The following is a 17,857-nucleotide window of genomic DNA, read 5'->3' as shown; positions in this document are numbered from 1 at the left end:
GGCTTCCCTTACCGTTGCCACATGGCACGGACCCGGCGACAGCCCAGCGAACGCATCCTCATCGCGGGCGGTGCCGAGGACCTCGTCGAGATCCACCGCCAGCTCGAGGAACTCCCCGAGAACGCGTACGGGCAGGTCTTCGTCGAGGTCGCCCTCGACGAGCAGATCCGCATCCTGCCGGCCCCGCCGCGCGTCACCGTGACCTGGCTGCTCCGGAGCGCCCGCAGCTCGGCCGTCGCTCCGCTGGTCTTCGCGGACCACGGCGAAGCCCTCGCACACGCCCTGACCGGGTGGGCCGCCGAGTGGTGCGTGACGGGCTGCGAGCCCCGCACCTCGGTGTGGATCGGGTGCGCGGACAGCCCGTGGATCGAGCGCGCTCGGTCCATGGTGCAGCTCGAACTCACCGACGCCGGCCAGCAGGTCCAGGTCGAGTACGGCGGGTAAGGGCAGCCTGCTCTTCCTTGCAATGTGCAAAAGACGGGGGCATGGTTGTGCCATGACCACGCAGAGCAGCACCACCACCCCGAGCACCACGTCCCCGTTCTCGACCACGCCGGAGCTCGCAGCCGGGGTCGCCCAGTTCCTCGCCCCCGTCGTCATCGACCTCGAGGCGCTCGTCGTCAACGGCAAGCAGGCCCACTGGCACGTCCGTGGCCGCAACTTCGTCGGCGTGCACGAGCTCCTCGACGAGATCGTCGAGCACGCGCAGGACTACGCGGACAAGGCTGCGGAGCGCATCGTCGCCCTCGGCCTGCCGGTCGACTCGCGCATCGCGACCGTCGCCGCGAACACCACCCTGCCGCCGCTGTCGCAGGGCTTCCAGAACTCCGACGTCACCATCACCGAGGTGATCGCCCAGATCGACGCCGCGCTGCTGCAGGTCCGCCGTGCGGTCGACGGCCTCGACGAGGTCGACCTCAACAGCCAGGACGTCGCGATCGAGATCGAGCGCGCGCTGACCAAGGACCGCTGGTTCCTGCAGGCGCACCTCGCCGCCTGAGTCGCGACCACACCTCTGACGGGAGGCCCGGTGCCAGCTGGCACCGGGCCTCCCGTCCGTCTCGGGTCGCGCTCCGGGCCCGCACCTCACGCGGACGGCGTGATCAGCCCGCTCTCGTACGCCAGCACGACGGCGTGCACCCGGTCCCGCAGCTGCAGCTTCGCCAGGACCCGGCCGACGTGGGTCTTCACGGTCTGCTCGGCGATGAACAGCTCCGCCGCGATCTCGCCGTTCGACCGCCCCCGCGCCATCAGCAGGAACACGTCCCGCTCCCGGTCGGTCAGCACGTCGAGCACCTCGGTCCGCGGGGCCGCCGGCTGCGGACCGGCGACGAAGGCCTCGACGAGGTGCCGGGTCACCCTCGGTGCGAGCAGGGAGTCACCGGCCGCGACGGTCCGCACGGCCTGCACGAGCTCCTCGGCGCTCGCGTCCTTGAGCAGGAACCCGCTCGCCCCGGCACGGAGCGCGTCGAACACGTAGTCGTCGATGTCGAACGTCGTGAGCATCACCACGCGGACGGGCGACTCCGCGGGCGCCGCGGTGATCCGCCGGGTCGCCTCGATCCCGTCGAGCTCCGGCATCCGGACGTCCATCAGGATCACGTCCGGCCGGAGCCGGATCGCCATCACGACCGCCTCGGCACCGTTCGCGGCCTCGCCGACGACCTCGACGTCGTCCTGGGCCTGGAGGATCGCCCGCAGTCCGACACGGAACATCTGCTGGTCGTCGACCACCATCACCCGCGTCATCGCGTTCCCCCGTTGGCCGTCGGCTGCGACGTGGTCGCGGTGGGCCGGGTGGGCAGACTGACGGCGACGCGGAAGCCGCCGTCCGGGTCCGGTCCGTGGTCGATGGTGCCGCGGAGCGCGGCGACCCGCTCGCGCATGCCCGCCAGACCGAAGCCGCCGTCGTCCGGCGGCGCACCGGGCACGCTGCCGGCCGGTGGCGCGGCGTTGGCGACCTCGACCGTGAGGGCCGAGCCGTGCCTCCCGACCGTCACGACGGTGGTCGCACCGGGCGCGTGCCGGGCGACGTTGCCGAGCGCCTCCTGCACGACCCGGTACACGGTGAGCTGTGCGAGCCGGTCGACGTCGTCGCGGTCCGGGTCGAGCCCCTCGTCGAGTCGGAGTTCGACGGGGATGCCGGCCGCGCGGGTGGCCTGCACCAGTGCGGGCAGGTCGGCGAGCCGCGGCTGCGGCGCACGCTCGGCGTCGGCGTCGCCACGCAGGGTGCCGAGCAGCTGCCGCATCTCCCGCAGGGCCGTGCGCGAGGTCTCGGCGATCGCGGCGAACTCGGTGCGGGCGTCCGGTGGCAGGTCCGCGACGCGGTACGGGGCGGACTCGGCCTGCATGTGCACGACGGACATGCTGTGGGCGACGACGTCATGGAGCTCACGGGCGATCCGGGAGCGCTCCTCGACCGTCCGGCGTCGGGCCTGCTCGAGCTCGGTGTCGCGGCGGGCGGCGGCGAGCTCCTCGCGCACGGTCCGGCGCTGCCCGATCACGACCGCAGCGGCGGCCACGACGAGGGTGTCGCCGGCGCTCACCACGAAGCTCGTCGCCCAGACGTCGACCTGCCCCCACCGGTCGGGCGTCACGCCGATGAGCAGCAGGGTGAGCAGGGTCGCCGCGACCCAGACCACCGCGGTGAGCCGCCAGGTGGTGCGGACACCCAGCACGACGAGCAGCACGCTCAGGCCGACGATGCTCGTGACCGAGACCGGCCAGGGCCCGATGGTGCCGGGTGCCGTCAGGACCCCGAGGCCGGCGAGGGCGACGAGGTGCGCGCCCGACGCCGTGCGGGGGAAGAGCGGTGCGAGGCCGATGCTCGCCGAAAGGACGGCGGTCACGAGCAACGCGAGCGGCACGGGGACGCCGTAGAACACGGCGGTCACGGGTGCCGCGACGGCGAACAGGGACACCGCGACGACGACGAAGCCGATCTGCACGGCTGGCCGGACCCAGGTGGGTCGGGGCTTCGGGACGACGGTCACGGGCGGGCGGTCTCTCCGGTTCGGGCGAGGCAGGGTTCGGGGGCGATGGCGGTGGCTGTGGCGGGTGTGGCTGTGGTGGCTGCGGCTGCGGCGCGGGCGTCACGGGCTTCGCGCCTGCGGCTGATGGTACCGAGCACCCGGTCGACCGCGATCCCGAGCCCGGCGGCGACCACCATCGACACCAGGGCCGCGACGATCGGTTCGTGCAGCACGCTCGACGCGGCCAGGGCGATGCCGATCGACACTGCCGACCACGCCAGCCCCGCGATCGCGCTGATCGCGAGGAACCGGCGGTAGGACAGTCGGGTCGCGCCGGCGGTCATGTTGACCGCCACCCGGCCGACCGGGATGAAGCGCCCGGTCAGGATGAGGCTGGCGGAGCGGCGCTGCATCTGCCGCTCGGCGAACGCGAAGGCCGCCGCGATCCGTGGTCGCTTCGAACGGGCCAGCCGGGCGAACCCGATCCGGCGCCCGATCCAGTACGCCATCGAGTCACCGGCGATCGCTCCCAGGGCGGCGGCGACGAGCACCACGGCGAGGACGGGCTGTCCGGACGTCGCGGCGATCGCGGCGACCGCGACCAGGGCGGACTCGCTCGGCACCGGCGGGAAGAAGCCGTCCACCAGGCACAGTACGAAGAGGACGACGTAGACGAGCGGGCTCGCGGCCAGCTCGACGACGAGCGGGGTGATCTGGTCGAACACGGGGTGCTCCCTCCCGCCGACGGAACTCGTCGACGAGGACGACGCTACGGAGCCGACGTGCCGCGGCCATCCCGCGGCGGTCTCGACCACCCCCTACCGCGGTATGACGTTCCCGTCCGCGAAGACCACGTCGGGTGCGTCCACACGGCGGTCGACGACGGTGGTCGGGGCCTCCAGGTGCACGGCACCCGAGGGCATGATGCCCGCACCGCCGAACCGTTCCATCACCCGCCACTGCGCGACGACGTCCTCGCCGGCGTGCTCGGGCGGCAGGGTGTCCCAGAACCGGAAGCCCCCGACCTCCTCGAGCGCACGGCGGTCGTAGAGCGCGCAGGCACCGACCCACGCGACGCGGTAGGGCACCCACTCGCCGGGGTGCAGGTCGAGGTCGGCGGCGACGTGCGTCGGGTTCGCGGCGTTGTGCAGTGACCAGCGGTCGAAGCCGGGGGTGCCGCGGCGCACCACCTCGGGCACGACGGGGCCGTCCCACCGCTCGAACACCGAGGTCTCGTGCGGACGGCGGTCCTGCAGGTACGACAGGCCCTGCACGGCGCTGCCGACGAACCCGCAGCCCAGGGTGCGCAGCGCGTCGAGCATCCGCGCGATCGACCCCGGCTCGAGCCAGACGTCGTCGTCGAGGAACAGCACCGCGGCTGCCTCGGCGTGGTCGAGCAGGAACTGCCGGTGCTCTGCCAGGCCACGCCGTTCCGGGTGGGTGAGGAGCGTGACGGGCCGGCCCTGCGCCTCCAGGACGCGGAGCATCGCGGCGACCGCCGGCGCGCTGGCGGCGTCTCCGTCCGCGGACTGGTCGCTCAGCACGACGCGCAGGTCGACCTCGGTCTGGGCGGCGAGGCCGGCGAGCGTCGTGGCGAGCTCGGCCGGCCGGCCGACGGTCGGGATGAGCACGTCGACGTCGACCGTGCTCGTGTCCGCTGGATCGGGGGCCTTCGCCCAGGACCCGGACCAGCGGGCGGTCACGGTGCCGGGTCCGGTTCGGGCCGCGCAGCGGCTTCGCGGATCCGGCGCACGACGGCGCTGGTGGAGTGCTCGGGCACGTAGTCGACCATGACGACCTCGCCGCCGTAGCCGCGCACGACCTCGGTCTCGGTCAGCATCTCGGGGGAGTAGTCCCCGCCCTTGACGTAGACCTCGGGACGCAGCCGCTCGATGAGCGGGATGGGGGTGTCCGTCGCGAACACCGTGACCAGGTCGACGCAGGCCAGTGCGGCGAGCACGCCGGCGCGGTCCTCGGCCGGGTTGATCGGCCGCTCCGGGCCCTTCAGCCGGCGCACCGAGTCGTCGTCGTTCAGGGCGACGACGAGCAGGTCGCCCAGGTCACGGGCCTGCCGCAGGTACGTGGTGTGCCCGCGGTGCACGACGTCGAAGCAGCCGTTCGTGAAGACGACGCGGCGGCCGGCCTGGCGAGCGGCCTCGACGGCGGAGGCGAGCTCGTCGTGGTCGACCACGGTCGCCGCCGGGGCGGTCACCGAGTCGAGCAGGGCGGCGGCGGTGCAGACGGACGTGCCGGCCTCGCGGACGACGACGTCGGCAGCGGCCTGGGCGACGGCGACGGCGTCGCGCAGGGGTGCCTGCACGGCGAGGGCGACGGTCGCGGCGGCGCAGAAGGTGTCACCGGCGCCGGAGGCCTGCTGCTCGGAGGCGGGCGTCGCACGCGTGCGGAACCCCTGGTCGGAGCCGGCCTCGAGCAGCACGGTGCCGTCGCGGTCGAGCGTGACCACCGCGGCACGGGCACCGCTGCGGGCGAGCACGTCGGCACGGGCTGCGACGACGGTGCCGACGCGGTCGGCACCGGTGCCGAGCTCCGTGCCGAGCAGTGCGGCGGTCTCACCGGCGTTCGGCGTGACGAGGTCGGGGTGCAGCGCGGCCCAGCGGGTCAGGTCGTGCGCGTCGACGACGACGGCGCCGGGGCGGTCACGGTCGAGCATCGGCACGACGTCCTCGGGGCGGACCCCTAGGCCGTAGTCGCACACCACGGCGGCGTCGGCGCACCTGATGGCACGGGCCACCGAACGGGCGAGGCGTTCGCCGTGCTCGGCGGTCGGGGTCGCAGCCAGCTCGTCGACCCGGACCACCACGCGGTCACCGCCGACCACGCGCGACTTCGTCGTGGTGCGGGCACCGGGGATCTCGACCAGGAACGACGTGTCGACGCCGGCAGCCTCGAGCCGCTGGCGCAGGACGTCACCGGCCTCGTCGTCACCGATGAGCCCCACCATGCGGACCCGGGCGCCCAGGGCGCGGGCGTTCACGGCCGTGTTCGCCGCGCCGCCCGGCACCGCGATGGTCTCGGTGACGCGGACGACGGGGGCCGGGGCCTCGCGGGAGACCCGCTCGGCCTCGCCGACGGTCCAGCGGTCGAGGATGCAGTCGCCGATGACGACGACGAGGGGTTCGCGGTCGTCGATCGTGGCGACGAGGTCACGGACCAGGCGGACGTCGGCAGTCATCGGGTGCCTCCCACGGTGTCGGCGCTGCCGGCGGTGGCGCCGGCAGCGGCTGCCGGGCCGGTGTCGGTCGCGGTGCCGATGGTGGCTGCGGTGCTGTTTGTGGCTGCGCTGCTGCGGTCTGCTGCCGTCGACGGCTCGACGGTGCGGCGCGGCGGTGCGGCCTCGAGGTGCACCACCGTCGTGGTCGTCATCTCGTCGAGCAGGTGCGGGCCGTACCCGAACCCGGCACCCGAGGCACCGCGGGGCTGGGCGCTGCCGCCCGGAGCGCCACCGAACACGGCGTTCACCTTGACGGTGCCGACGGGCAGCTCGGCCGCGGCACGGAGCGCGTGCGCGGTGTCGTTCGTCAGCACCGTGGCCGCGAGGCCGTAGCGATCGGCCGCGGCGAGCCGGAGTCCCTCCGCGAAGTCCGACACGACGCGCACCGGGGCGATCGGGCCGAAGGTCTCCTCGGTCAGCACGAGCATGTCGTCCGTGCAGTCGGTCAGGACGGTCGCCGGGTAGAACGATCCCAGCCCGCCGGGCGTGACGCCACCGGTCCGGGCCGAGGCGCCGCGGGCGATCGCGTCGTCGACGTGGTGCTGCACGAGCTCGCGCAGCCGGTCGTCCACGAGCGGCCCGAACTCGGCGGCGGGTGCGGCCGTGCGGCGCTCCGCCTCGGCGACGAGCGCGGCGACGAAGGGCTCGGCGACGTCCTGGTGCACGTACACCCGCTCGACGCTGGTGCAGATCTGGCCGGTGTTCGCGAACGCGCCGAGGGCGACCTGTGCGGCGGCCCACTCCGGGTCGACGTCGGCGTCGACGATGACCGGGTCGTTGCCGCCGTTCTCGCGGATGACGTGAGCGCGGGTGGTCGCGGCCACCTCGCTCAGGCGGTCGCCGGTCGCGGTCGACCCGACGTGCGCGTAGACGTCGATGCCCTCCTGCGCCAGGAGCAGCTCGCCGGTGGTCGCGTCGCCGTCGACCCCGATGAGCACGCCGTCCGGCAGGACCTCGGCGAGCAGCGCGTTGAGTCGGGCGAAGGTCGCCGGGCAGCGTTCGCTGCCCTTGTGCACGACGGTGTTGCCCGTGACGATCGCTGCGCCGAGGATCCCGCAGGCCACGGCGACCGGATCGTTCCACGGCGTCAGGGCGAGCACCACGCCACGCGGGTGCGGCACCGACCAGTCGGCGGCACCGAACTGCCCGCGCAGGGCCTCACCACGGTGCACCGGCCCGAGCTCGGCGTACTGCACGAGCGTGCCGATGCCGGCCTCGACCCCGCCCAGTGCGTCGCCGGGCACCTTGCCGGTCTCGCGGGTGTTCAGGTCCGCCAGCTCCTGCGCGTGCGCACGGAGGTGCTCGGCCGCGGCGTGCAGGAGGGCACCGCGCTCGGCCGGCGCGGTCCGGGCCCAGGCACCGGCAGCGGCACGGGCGCGAGCGACGGCGTTGCGGACGTCGTCCTCGGTCGAGCGGCGCACGGTGGACGCGGTCGATCCGTTCACGGGGTCGGTCACCACGAGGTCGTCGGCGGCGGGGGGTGCGATCGTCATGGGGTCCTTCCGGAGGCGGGCGGGGCCTCACACGCTGCTCGTGCTCCGCTGTGTGCGGTCACGGCATCGCGCTTCTCGTCCATCCGGGGGCGCTGCTGGGCGTCCGGACGGGTCCGACCGGTAGACGTGGAGCTGTGCAACAGATCGGTGTGGGCGGAGAACGGTTCGAAGGTGTCAGCGAGATCGCGGTGCTCCGCGGCGGGGGACTGGGCGACCTGATGTTCGCCCTCCCGGCGGTCGAGGCCCTGGCCGCCGCGTACCCCGGAGCCCGGATCACGCTGCTCGGGGCACCGTCAGCGCGGCCGGTGCTCGAGGGCCGGACCGAGGCCGTGCACGCCTACGAGGAGCTCCCCGTCGTGCCCGGGGTCCGGGACTCCGGCGAGGGCGCACCGACCGAGCAGGACTTCTTCGACCGGCTGAGCGGGCGCTTCGACCTCGCGGTGCAGGTGCACGGCGGCGGCCGGAACTCGAATCCGTTCCTGCTCCGGCTCGGCGCCCGTCACACCGTGGGCACCGCCACCGAGGACGCCGAGGTCCTGGAGCGCTGGGTCCGCTACGTCTACTACCAGCACGAGGTCGTCCGGGCGCTCGAGGTGGCCTCGCTCGCCGGTGCCGAACCGGTCACCCTCGACCCCCGCCTGCACGTCCCCGAGGCCGCGCGGGCCGGGGTCCGGCAGCGCCTCGGCGTCCGCGGACGACTCGTCGCGATCCACCCCGGCGCCACCGACCCGCGTCGCCGCTGGAGCCCATCCCGCTTCGCCGAGGTCGCCCGTGCCCGGCTCGCCGCCGGGGACGACGTGGTGCTCGTGGGTGACGACTCGGACGTCCCGGCGTCGTCCGCCATCGTCGCGTCGCTGCCGCCCGAGTTGCGGGAGCGCGTGCACGACCTCACCGGGTCACTGCCGCTGCGTGAACTGCCCGACGTCCTGACCGCCGCCGACGTCATGGTCGGCGACGACTCCGGCCCGCGGCACCTCGCCGTCGCCGTCGGCACCCCGACCGTCGGGGTGTTCTGGTTCGGCAACGTGATCAACGCCGGGCCGTTCGACCGTGGTCGGCACCGCGTGCACCTGTCCTTCGTGACGCAGTGCCCGGTGTGCGGCACCGACGTCACCCAGGTCGGCTGGACCGCCGAGCGGTGCGAGCACGACCCGTCCTACGTGGACCAGGTCGAGCCGGAGGCCGTCCTCGCCGACGTCGAGGACCTGCTCCGCACGCTCTGACGAGCCTCGCACCGTGCGAGCTTCGGTCTCGTGCGCGCGCCGTCACCCCGTGCGCGGTTGCCCGCTGCGTGCGGCGCTGCAAGCGCGCACCCAGCCGTCAACGCTGCACCAGGCGACGCACCGCGCACCGTGCACCGTGCACCGTGCACGGAACGCGACCGGACGCCGGACGGGAGGCCCGCTGTCAGCCCGCAACGCGCCTCCCGGCCGCACCGTGCGCACGCCGTCACCCCGTGCGCGGTTGCCCGCTGCGTGCGGCGCTGCAAGCGCGCGCCCAGCCGTCAACGCTGCACCAGGCGACGCACCGCGCACCGTGCACGGGACCCGACACGCGGACAGACGGGAGGCGCGGTGCCAGCCGGCACCGCGCCTCCCGGCCGCACCGTGCGCACGCCGTCACCCCGTGCGCGGTTGCCCGCTGCGTGCGGCGCTGCAAGCGCGCACCCAGCCGTCAACGCTGCACCAGGCGACGCACCGCGCACCGTGCACGGGACCCGGCACGCGGACACACGGGAGGCGCGGTGCCAGCCGGCACCGCGCCTCCCGTCCGTCAGCGGCGAGCGGCTACGGCCAGCTCGGCTCCGTCGCCGGCATGATCGACAGCTCGCGGATCTCGCAGCCGGCCGGCTGCGACAGCGCGAAGATGATCGAGTTCGCGACGTACTCCGGCTCGATGAGCTGCGCGTCCGGGCCCGGCTTGTACTGTTCGGTCCGGTCGGCGAAGAAGTTCGTCCGCATCCCGGCGGGGATGATGTTGGTCACGCCGATGCGACCGGCGGTCTCGGCGGCCAGCGCCTGCGAGAACCCGCGGACGCCGAACTTCGACGCCGAGTACGCGGTGCCGTCGCCGACGCCGCGCAGGGCGAGCGACGACGAGATCGTGACGACGCGGCCGTGCGTGGCCTCGAGGGCGGGCAGGGCGGCGCGCACGGTCGAGGCGGTGCCGATCAGGTTGACGCCGACGATCTGCTCCCACTTGCCGGACGAGATCGCGTCGATCGGGGCGGGGGTGTCGATGCCCGCGGCGGTGACGACGGCGTCGAGGCCGCCGTGCCGCTCGGCAGCGTCACGGACCGCCTGCTCGACGGCGTCGGTGTCCGAGACGTCCACGGCGACGGCGTCGACGCCCTCGGGGACGGCGTCGATCCGCAGGTCGAGGACGATCGGGGTGCCGCCGGCCTCGGTGACGGCAGCCACGACGGCGGCACCGAGTCCGGAGGCGCCGCCGGTGACGAGGACGCGGCCGATGGGGGTGGTGGGGACGGGCATGGATGTCCTTTGCGTAGTGGAGCGGGAAGTGGTCGAGCAGGTGTGTGACGGCGAGCGGACGCTCAGCCGACGCGTTCGATCGCGGCGGCGAGCCGGGTGGTCGAGCGGCCCGGGTGGAACGGCACGGTGACGACGCGACCACCCCACTCGGCGAGGGTCGCCGTCTCGGGCAGTTCGCTCGCGGTGTAGTCGCCGCCCTTCGCCCAGACGTCCGGTCGGAAGCGGCGCAGGGCCTCGTCGGGGGTGGACTCGTCGAACACCACGACGGCGTCGACACAGTCGAGTGCCAGGAGCAGCTCGACCCGGTCGTCCTGGGTCATGATCGGCCGGTCCGGGCCCTTCAGAGCACGCACCGACGAGTCCGAGTTGAGGCACACGACCAGGCAGTCGCCGAGCGCACGGGCGGCCGACAGGGTGCGGGCGTGCCCGGCGTGCAGCAGGTCGAAGCAGCCTCCGGTCGCGACGACGGTTCCGCCGGCGCTCCGGACGTCGTGCACCAGGCGCATGGCGTCCCGGTCGGCCCCGGGCACGGCGAGTGGCGCGGGGCCGTCGTCGGCGAAGAGCGCGGTGACGCCACCGGCGGCCAGGTACTCGGACGCGGCGACCACGCCGGCAGAGACGGCGTCGGGGACGTCCGCCCCGGACGCCAGCGCGACGGCGACGCCCGCGGCGAGCCGGTCGCCGGCACCGCAGGGGTCCCCGGCGCTGACGGACGGAGCCGGCACGAAGCGGCTGTCGCCCTGGGCGTCGGCGAGCAGCGCGCCGCGGTCACCCATCGTCACGGCGACGGCGCCGGCCTGCCACTGCTCGACGAGCCGGGCGGCGGCGACCGTCGCGAAGGGCACACCGTGTCCCTCGACGTCGGTGAAGCGTCGTGCCTCGGCCGCGTTCGGGGTGGCGACGGTGGTGCCGGGGACGGGGGCGGCGCCCTTGGGGTGCGGGTCCCAGACCACCGGCAGGTGCTCGGCCGCACGGGTGAGGGCGTCACGGAGTGCCGGGGCAGCGGCGACCCCGCGGCCGTAGTCGGCGACGACGATCGCGTCGACGCCGTCGAGGGCTGCGGTCATCGCGTCGGTGGCCTCGGGCACGGGCGGGGTCGCGCAGCCCTCGTCGATCCGGACGAGGGCGTGGTCGACGACGCGCACGCGGGTCTTCACGGGGGTCGGGACTCCGGATGGTCCGGCGACGATCGTGACGTCGGGGAGCAGGTCGCGGATCTCCTGGGCACGGCCGTCGTCGCTCAGGACGGTGACCAGGGTGACGTCGTGGCCGTCGCGGGCGAGCATGGTCGCGACGAGCCCGGCACCACCGGCACGGCGGTCGTCGGTGGCGACGTCCACCACGGGGACGGGAGCGTCCGGGCTCAGACGCTCGCTCGTGCCGGACACGTCGACGTCGAGCAGGGTGTCCCCGACGACGGCGATGCGGAAGCGCGGGGCGGCGGCACGGCCACCGGCAGCACCGGAACGCGGTGCGACGGCAGCGGGGCCGCTCATCGACGGCCCCCGCGACGCAGCGTCGGCTCCATGGCCTTGCAGAGCGCGTGCACCAGGACGAGCTGCGCCTCCTGGACGTTGGCGGACGGCCCCTCGATGCAGATCGCGTCGTCGACCAGGTCGGCGAGTGGGTTCGGCCCGGACCCGGTCAGCGCGAGGGAGCGGGCACCCACGGCACGTGCGGCCTCGGCGGCCCGCAGCAGGTTCGGGCTCTTGCCGCTCGTCGACAGCAGCACGAGGACGTCGCCGGCCCGGGCGTGCGCCGACACCTGCCGCGCGAACACCTGGTCGTAGCCGTAGTCGTTCCCGATGGCGGTCACGGCGGAGGTCTCGGCGTGCAGCGAGATGGCCGAGTACGCCGGCCGGTCGCCCTCGAAGCGGCCGGTGAGCTCGGACGTCAGGTGCTGCGCCTCGGCAGCCGAGCCGCCGTTGCCCGCGGCGAGCAGCCGCCGCCCGGCGACGAGCCGCCCGGCGATGTCGTCCGCCCACTCGGCGATGTGGTCCCGGTGGTCGACGAGGGAGGCGATCACGGGGACCGACGCCGCGACGTGGTCGACGACGACGCGGGCGCTGTCGGTGACGGCGCGGTCCTCGAGCCCGGTCTGCTGGTCGATGGTCATCGTGCGGTCCTCTCCGTCGACTGCGCGGCGCGGGTGACCCGGCCGGCGTGGGTGGTGCGCGAGCGGCCGGCAGCGGGCCCGGTGGTGCTGGCGGACGAGGTCGTGCCGGCGAGCAGGCGCTCGTAGACGCGCTCGCTGTCGGCCGCGACCTTCTGCCACGTGTAGCGGGACTCGGCGCGCTGTCGACCGGCTCGGCCGTACGCCTCGCGGCGCTCCGGGTCGTCGAGCAGTGCGCCGACGGCCTCGGCGACCGCGGTCTCGTCGCGCGGCGGCACGTGCAGGCCGGTGGCGTCCTCCACGACGGTGTCGATGAGCCCGCCGACGCTCGACGCGACCACCGGGCGGCCGCAGGCCATCGCCTCGAGCGGCACGATGCCGAACGGCTCGTACCAGGGGGCGCAGACGACGACGTCGGCGCTGCGGTAGACGGCGGGCATGTCGTGCTGCCCGAGCTGCCCGCGGAACGTCACGTGGTCGCGCACGCCGAGCGACCGGGCGAGTGCGTCGAGGCGCTGGTACTCGGGGTCGTCCACCAGGTCGGCACCGGCGACACCGGCACCGCCCACGACGACGAGTTCGACGTCACGGCCCTGTTCGACGAGCGCGGCGAGTGCGGCGATCGTCGTCCCGACGCCCTTCCGCTGCACGAGTCGTGAGGCGGTGAGCACCCGGAGCGGACGGTCGCACTGTTCGACGGGGCCGTCCGGACGGAAGAGCGACACGTCGACGCCGCACGGCACCACCGAGATGCGGTGCAGCGGGACACCGAGGGCCTTGAGCTCGAACGCCTCGTCCGAGCACGTCGCGACGACCTGGTCGACGCTCCGGCCGACGGCGGGTTCGACCCACTCGCGCTCGGCCGGGCTGGTGTCCGCGGCACCCTGGTGCCGGCGCTTCACGACACCCAGGGCGTGGAAGGTCTGCACCACCGGGATCCGCACCCCACCGGTCCGGGCCTGCACCTGCGTCACCGCGTCGAGGGCGGCGTGGCCCGACATCCAGAAGTGCGCGTGCACCACGTCGGGACGGTCGAGGAACCACTCGGCGGCGAGCACCGACGCGAACGTCCCCATGAACGGGAACAGTTCGTCCTTCGGCACGGCACGCGCGGGACCGGCGTCGACGTGCACGACGTCCACACCGGGGCGCAGGGGCACGCGGACGGGCTGCGACGCGTCGTCGCGTCGCGTGTAGACGGTCACGTGGTGGCCACGGTCGGCCAGTGCACCGGACAGTTCGGCGACGTGGACGTTCTGCCCACCGGCGTCGACCCCGCCGAGCACGGCGAGCGGACTCGCGTGCTCGGACACCATGGCGATCTTCATCGCAGGCTCCCTTCGAGCGCGGCTCCCGCCGCACGGTTCCGTCGCGCACCGCGCGCGACGGCGTCGTCGAGCAGGTCGTCCCAGTCGGCCAGGAACCGACCGAGCGCGTGCCGTGCGAGCACGGCCTCACGCGCCACGAGCCCCCGTCGGCGCGCCTCGTCCGGGTCCTCCAGCAGCAGCCTGGAGGCCCGCACCAGCTCCTCGACGTCGGTCGCGATCGCCCCGGCCTCACCCGGGACCGTGCGGGCCGCGTCCGTCGTCGCGAGCACCAGGACCGGCATGGCCATGTGCATCGACTCGATGAGCGACAGGCCGAGCGAGGTCCAGCGGTTCGGGTGCACGTAGGCCCGCCGTTCGGCCAGGGCCGCGTGCATGGGGTCGGCCTTCACGTCTCCCCGCGCGACCACGCGGTGGCCGAAGCCGAGCTCCGGCAGCCGTTCGGTGCCGATGCCCCAGACGTCGACCGGGGCGACCTCGGCGAAGCGGGGGAGCAGGTCGGTGCCGACGACACGGTTGCGCCGGACGGGTTCGTTGATCACGACGCCGAGGCGCTCGAGCGCACCGGTGTACAGCGGGCCGGGGTCGACGACGCCGTGCTCGACGACGGTGGTCCGGGTGGTGCCGCAGTCCCACATCAGGGCGTTCCAGTGCGTCACGTGCGCGATCGTCAGGTCGTCGCGGTCACGCATCGGGTGCAGGCTGTTCGGCACGTCGACCCGCGGGGCGTTGTGCTCCACGAAGACGATCGGGACGTCCCGGCCACCGAGCAGACGACGGGCTTCCTCGAGCTCCTCGGTGCGCTGCAGGACGACCACGTCGACCTCGGCCTCGGCGATGTCGGCCGGGTCGATCTCGATCGCGGAGTCCGGCCAGGCGCGCCCGCCGCGGCCGAGTCCCCAGGCGTCGCGCGCCGGGGTGGTCGGGATGAGGTACTCGTGCTGGCCGCGGACGAAGGCGTCCATCCAGCCGCCGTGCACGTGCCACACGAGGATCCGCATGCAGGGCCTTCCGGTCGGTGTCGATGGGGCTGCTCCCCACCGCTGCCGGAGCAGCAGGAGAAGGAGCAGGAGAAGCAGTGGCGCACGCTACGCAGCGCCTTCTGGGCCGCCCCGCAGACTTCTCGGATCAGTCCGCGAAACGCGGTCAAGGAGCCGCTCGTGGGCCTCCAGGACGTCCGCGATGCGCACTCCGGACAGGCACGGGTGGCCGGGGACCGGGCACTCGCGAGCGCGGCTGAGCCGGCACGGTGCGGCCTGGTCGCCGAGCAGTTCGACGAGCGGGGCGTACGGCGCCCACTTCACGGCGGGGACGACCGGCGAGAACAGACTCACGATGGGCGCCCCGACGGCCGCGGCGAGGTGGGCCGGACCGGTGTTCCCGACGACGACGACCTCGGCGCCGGCGAGGACGGCAGCGAGTTCGGCGGGGCTGGTGCGGCCGCCGAGGTCGATGCCGGTGTCGCCCGCCACGGCGGCGGTCAGTGCGCGTTCGCCGGGGGAGCCGGTGACGACGACGGGGACGCCGCGCTCGGCGTAGGCGGCGACGAGCGCACGGTGGTGGGACTCCGGCCACGACCGTGCCGGGACGCTGGCTCCGGGGTGGACGACCACGTAGCGGTCGAGGCCGGCCACGGGCGGGGGCGGGACGGCGTCGTGGCGCACCGCGAGCCTCCCGTCGTCGTCCGGCGGCAGCCGGAACCCGGCCGCCTCGGCGATCCGCAGCGCGCGTTCGGGCTCGGGGAGGTCCTCGGGCAGGTCCTCGCCGGGGCGAAGCCGCACGTCGAGCAGTGACCCGGGGTGGTCGACCGAGGCCCCGGAGACCCGGGGGACCCCGGCCAGGCGCAGGAGCAGCGCGAGGGGCAGGGGCGACTGGTGGAAGGACGTCAGGACGACGGCCTCGTCGGGCTGTTCCTCGGCGACCAGCGCGCGGAACTCGGCGAGCACGGCGTCGTCGATCGGGCGTGCGGTCTCGGTGACCCACGGTGCCGCCCACACCCGCACCCGGTCGATGCCGGGCAGCAGGTCGGCGGCCGGCGCCCCCTGCGGTCCGCACAGCATCGTCACGTGCGCGGCACCGGCGGCGACCGCGCGCACCGCGGGGCCGGCGACCAGGACGTCGCCGAAGGAGTCGAGCCGGGCGACGAGGACGCGCCGACCCGCGCTCACGCCCGGTCCGCCACGCTGCCGACGTGCTCGAGCACCAGGGTGACGGCCTCGTCCAGGTCCGCGGCGACGGTGTCGGCCTCGTCGATCTCCTGAGCGCGGGTGCGCGGGGTGGGCACGAGGATCCCCTGCGCGCCGGCGTTCCGGGCGGCCTGCACGTCGGCACCGATGTCACCGACGACGACGATCGACTCCGGCGGGATGCCGAGCCGCTCGGCGGCGTCGAGGACCATCCCGGGCCGGGGCTTCCGGCAGGCGCAGTCGTCGCCGGCGTCGTGCGGGCAGACGCACCACACGTCGAACGGGCCGACGAGCTCGTCGACCCGGGCGTTGGTGGCATCGACCTGTTCGCGCGTGGCCATGCCCTTCGCGATCACCGACTGGTTCGTGACGACGCCGAGCTGCAACCCGGCGGCACGCGCCCGGTCGACGGCGCGGCGGGCACCGGGGACGGGGACGACCAGGTGCGGGTCGGCGTTGTACGGGACGTCCACCACCAGGGTGTCGTCGCGGTCGAGGAGCAGGCCGCGGATGACGCGGTCCGGTGCGAGGGCCATGCTCCGTGACTACCGGTCCACGGCCGGGGACCGCCCCAGGAAGAGCCGCGGAGCGCGGTCCCGGCAGGACCGTCAGCGTGTCGGGTCTACCGTCGCGGCGGTGACCGCCCTCGAGAAGCTGCCCGACCCCGACGGACGCCCGGAACTGCTCGTCCTCCGTGCCATCAAGCTCGGCGACCTGCTCGTCGCCGTCCCCGCACTGCACGCGCTCCGCCGCGCGTTCCCCGACCACCGCATCACCCTGGCCACCACGGCGTGGCTGGCGCCGGTCGTCGAACTCGTGCCGGCGGTGGACGTCCACCTGGCCCAGCACGGTCTCGACCACCCGATCGCGGTGCCGCACGGTGCCGTCGACATCGCCGTCAACCTGCACGGCGCCGGCCCGGAGTCCTCGGACCTCGTCGCCGCGCTCGCCCCGCGCCGGGTCATCGGGCACGCCGACCCGACCCACGACTACCAGGGCCCGGAGTGGCCGGACGACGTGCACGAGCGCGACCGCTGGGCGGACCTGCTCACGTGGCACGGCATCCAGGCGGACGCCACCGAGGTGCACATCGACCGCCCCACCGAGCCACCGGTGGTCGCCGACGCGGCCGTCGTGCACGTGGGTGCCTTCCACGGTGCGCGGCACTGGCCGACGGACCGCTTCGCCGACGTGGTGCGCGGGCTCCGGGCGCGCGGTGCCGACGTGGTCCTGACAGGAGGCTCGGACGACGTCGTGCGCGCCCGTGCCGTCGCCGACGCGTCCGGCCTGGCGCCGGAGGCGGTCCTGGCCGGCGCCCTGGACCTGCAGGCCTTCGCCGCGGTGATCGCCGCGGCGCGGCTCGTCGTCACGGTCGACACCGGCGCTGCGCACCTGGCGTCCGCGTACGGGGTGCCGTCGGTCGTGCTCTTCGGCCCGGCTCCGCCCGAGGCGTGGGGCCCGCCGTCGACCGGCCCGCACATCGTGCTCACCGACGCCTCGGTCCGTCGCGGCGACGTCTTCGCCGAGGACCCGGACCCGGCGATCCTGGCCGTGACCGCGGACGACGTGCTCGGCGCGGTGGACCGGCTCCGGGTGACCGCTCAGGCAGCCGGGCGGTAGCGTCGACCGAGAGCCACCCGGACTTGCCGGACGCTCGGAGGGAGTCCTTCGTGTTCGAAGCCGCGAACATCCGTGACTGGATCGGTCTGCCCGTCGTCGACGAGGCCGACGACAAGGTCGGCACGCTCGAGAGCATCTACTACGACACCGCCACGTCCGAGCCGGCGTTCGGTGCCCTGACCACCGGCATGGTCGGGTTCCAGAAGCTCGTCTTCGTCCCGCTGTTCGGCGCCACCGTCGCCCCGAAGCACCTGCGCGTGACGTTCCCGAAGAAGCTCGTCAAGGACGCCCCGTCGATCTCGACCGATGGCGAACTCGACGCCGCGACCGAGCCCGAGCTGTTCCAGCACTACGGGCTGGAGTACCGCACCGGCAGCGGTGGCGAACGCCGACTCGGACGCCGCTGAGCCCGTCCCGCCCCACC

18 protein-coding genes are annotated in these 17,857 nt (G+C 74.4%); 5 read left to right on the top strand and 13 right to left on the bottom strand.

What is annotated here, in order from left to right; genetic code table 11:
* Positions 1-21 precede the first annotated feature (21 nt).
* Both DEJ05_RS16120 and DEJ05_RS16115 read left to right on the top strand, forming a co-directional pair.
* On the top strand, positions 22-444 hold the full coding sequence (locus DEJ05_RS16120) for an SIP domain-containing protein (RefSeq protein WP_111111060.1): 423 nt from the start codon (positions 22-24) through the stop codon (positions 442-444).
* Between the two features lie 52 nt (positions 445-496).
* Positions 497-1,000, top strand: a complete 504-nt coding sequence (locus DEJ05_RS16115) for a Dps family protein (RefSeq protein ID WP_071244661.1) — start codon at positions 497-499, stop codon at positions 998-1,000.
* 86 nt (positions 1,001-1,086) lie between these two features.
* On the opposite strand, the gene DEJ05_RS16110 is transcribed toward DEJ05_RS16115, so the two are convergent.
* The 6 genes from DEJ05_RS16110 to DEJ05_RS16085 all read right to left on the bottom strand — a co-directional run bounded on the left by DEJ05_RS16110 (position 1,087) and on the right by DEJ05_RS16085 (position 7,697).
* Positions 1,087-1,749, bottom strand: a complete 663-nt coding sequence (locus DEJ05_RS16110) for a response regulator transcription factor (protein WP_111103703.1) — start codon at positions 1,747-1,749, stop codon at positions 1,087-1,089.
* Positions 1,746-2,993, bottom strand: a complete 1,248-nt coding sequence (locus DEJ05_RS16105) for a sensor histidine kinase (RefSeq protein ID WP_146245126.1) — start codon at positions 2,991-2,993, stop codon at positions 1,746-1,748. The genes DEJ05_RS16110 and DEJ05_RS16105 overlap by 4 nt, the downstream gene beginning before the upstream one ends.
* Complete coding sequence (locus DEJ05_RS16100; protein ID WP_111111080.1) at positions 2,990-3,697, bottom strand: DedA family protein; 708 nt, start codon at positions 3,695-3,697, stop codon at positions 2,990-2,992. The genes DEJ05_RS16105 and DEJ05_RS16100 overlap by 4 nt, the downstream gene beginning before the upstream one ends.
* Positions 3,698-3,790: 93 nt before the next feature.
* Entirely contained in the window at positions 3,791-4,675 is an 885-nt protein-coding gene (locus tag DEJ05_RS16095) for a glycosyltransferase family 2 protein (protein WP_071403866.1), read from the bottom strand.
* Complete coding sequence (gene rfaE2, locus DEJ05_RS16090; protein ID WP_111111056.1) at positions 4,672-6,165, bottom strand: D-glycero-beta-D-manno-heptose 1-phosphate adenylyltransferase; 1,494 nt, start codon at positions 6,163-6,165, stop codon at positions 4,672-4,674. The genes DEJ05_RS16095 and rfaE2 overlap by 4 nt, the downstream gene beginning before the upstream one ends.
* Entirely contained in the window at positions 6,162-7,697 is a 1,536-nt protein-coding gene (locus tag DEJ05_RS16085) for an aldehyde dehydrogenase (protein WP_111111054.1), read from the bottom strand. Before DEJ05_RS16085 ends, rfaE2 begins: the two co-directional genes overlap by 4 nt.
* Before the next feature lie 134 nt (positions 7,698-7,831).
* On the opposite strand from DEJ05_RS16085, the gene DEJ05_RS16080 reads away from it, so the two are divergent.
* Positions 7,832-8,920, top strand: coding sequence for a glycosyltransferase family 9 protein (locus tag DEJ05_RS16080; protein ID WP_111111052.1), 1,089 nt, complete (start codon positions 7,832-7,834; stop codon positions 8,918-8,920).
* A gap of 564 nt (positions 8,921-9,484) precedes the next feature.
* Here the strand turns inward: DEJ05_RS16080 and DEJ05_RS16075 are convergent.
* The 7 genes from DEJ05_RS16075 to DEJ05_RS16045 form a co-directional block, all read right to left on the bottom strand.
* Positions 9,485-10,189: an SDR family oxidoreductase gene (locus tag DEJ05_RS16075; protein WP_027465581.1), complete on the bottom strand. Its 705-nt coding sequence runs from the start codon at positions 10,187-10,189 to the stop codon at positions 9,485-9,487.
* Positions 10,190-10,251: 62 nt separating this feature from the next.
* A complete protein-coding gene (locus DEJ05_RS16070) occupies positions 10,252-11,685 on the bottom strand; it encodes a PfkB family carbohydrate kinase (protein WP_258376175.1) in 1,434 nt (477 codons plus the stop codon).
* On the bottom strand, positions 11,682-12,305 hold the full coding sequence (locus DEJ05_RS16065; protein WP_035808290.1) for an SIS domain-containing protein: 624 nt from the start codon (positions 12,303-12,305) through the stop codon (positions 11,682-11,684). Before DEJ05_RS16065 ends, DEJ05_RS16070 begins: the two co-directional genes overlap by 4 nt.
* On the bottom strand, positions 12,302-13,630 hold the full coding sequence (locus DEJ05_RS16060; RefSeq protein ID WP_111111050.1) for a glycosyltransferase: 1,329 nt from the start codon (positions 13,628-13,630) through the stop codon (positions 12,302-12,304). The genes DEJ05_RS16065 and DEJ05_RS16060 overlap by 4 nt, the downstream gene beginning before the upstream one ends.
* Positions 13,627-14,628, bottom strand: coding sequence for a glycosyltransferase (locus tag DEJ05_RS16055; protein WP_111111048.1), 1,002 nt, complete (start codon positions 14,626-14,628; stop codon positions 13,627-13,629). Before DEJ05_RS16055 ends, DEJ05_RS16060 begins: the two co-directional genes overlap by 4 nt.
* A gap of 87 nt (positions 14,629-14,715) precedes the next feature.
* Positions 14,716-15,795 carry a glycosyltransferase family 9 protein gene (locus DEJ05_RS16050; protein WP_111111046.1) on the bottom strand — a complete coding sequence of 360 codons (1,080 nt, stop codon included), beginning with the start codon at positions 15,793-15,795 and terminating at the stop codon, positions 14,716-14,718.
* On the bottom strand, positions 15,792-16,349 hold the full coding sequence (locus tag DEJ05_RS16045; protein ID WP_071403859.1) for an HAD-IIIA family hydrolase: 558 nt from the start codon (positions 16,347-16,349) through the stop codon (positions 15,792-15,794). Before DEJ05_RS16045 ends, DEJ05_RS16050 begins: the two co-directional genes overlap by 4 nt.
* 100 nt (positions 16,350-16,449) lie before the next feature.
* Here DEJ05_RS16045 and DEJ05_RS16040 point away from each other — a divergent pair, with 100 nt between their 5' ends.
* Entirely contained in the window at positions 16,450-17,433 is a 984-nt protein-coding gene (locus DEJ05_RS16040; RefSeq protein WP_111111044.1) for a glycosyltransferase family 9 protein, read from the top strand.
* Between the two features lie 50 nt (positions 17,434-17,483).
* Complete coding sequence (locus DEJ05_RS16035; RefSeq protein ID WP_027465587.1) at positions 17,484-17,840, top strand: PRC-barrel domain-containing protein; 357 nt, start codon at positions 17,484-17,486, stop codon at positions 17,838-17,840.
* Positions 17,841-17,857: the final 17 nt, after the last annotated feature.

Source organism: Curtobacterium sp. MCLR17_045 (genome assembly GCF_003234405.1).
In the GTDB taxonomy this organism is placed as follows: Bacteria; Actinomycetota; Actinomycetes; order Actinomycetales; family Microbacteriaceae; genus Curtobacterium; species Curtobacterium flaccumfaciens.
The sequence above is the reverse complement of the archived record's forward strand: the minus strand, read 5'-3'. Positions and strand labels throughout refer to the sequence as shown.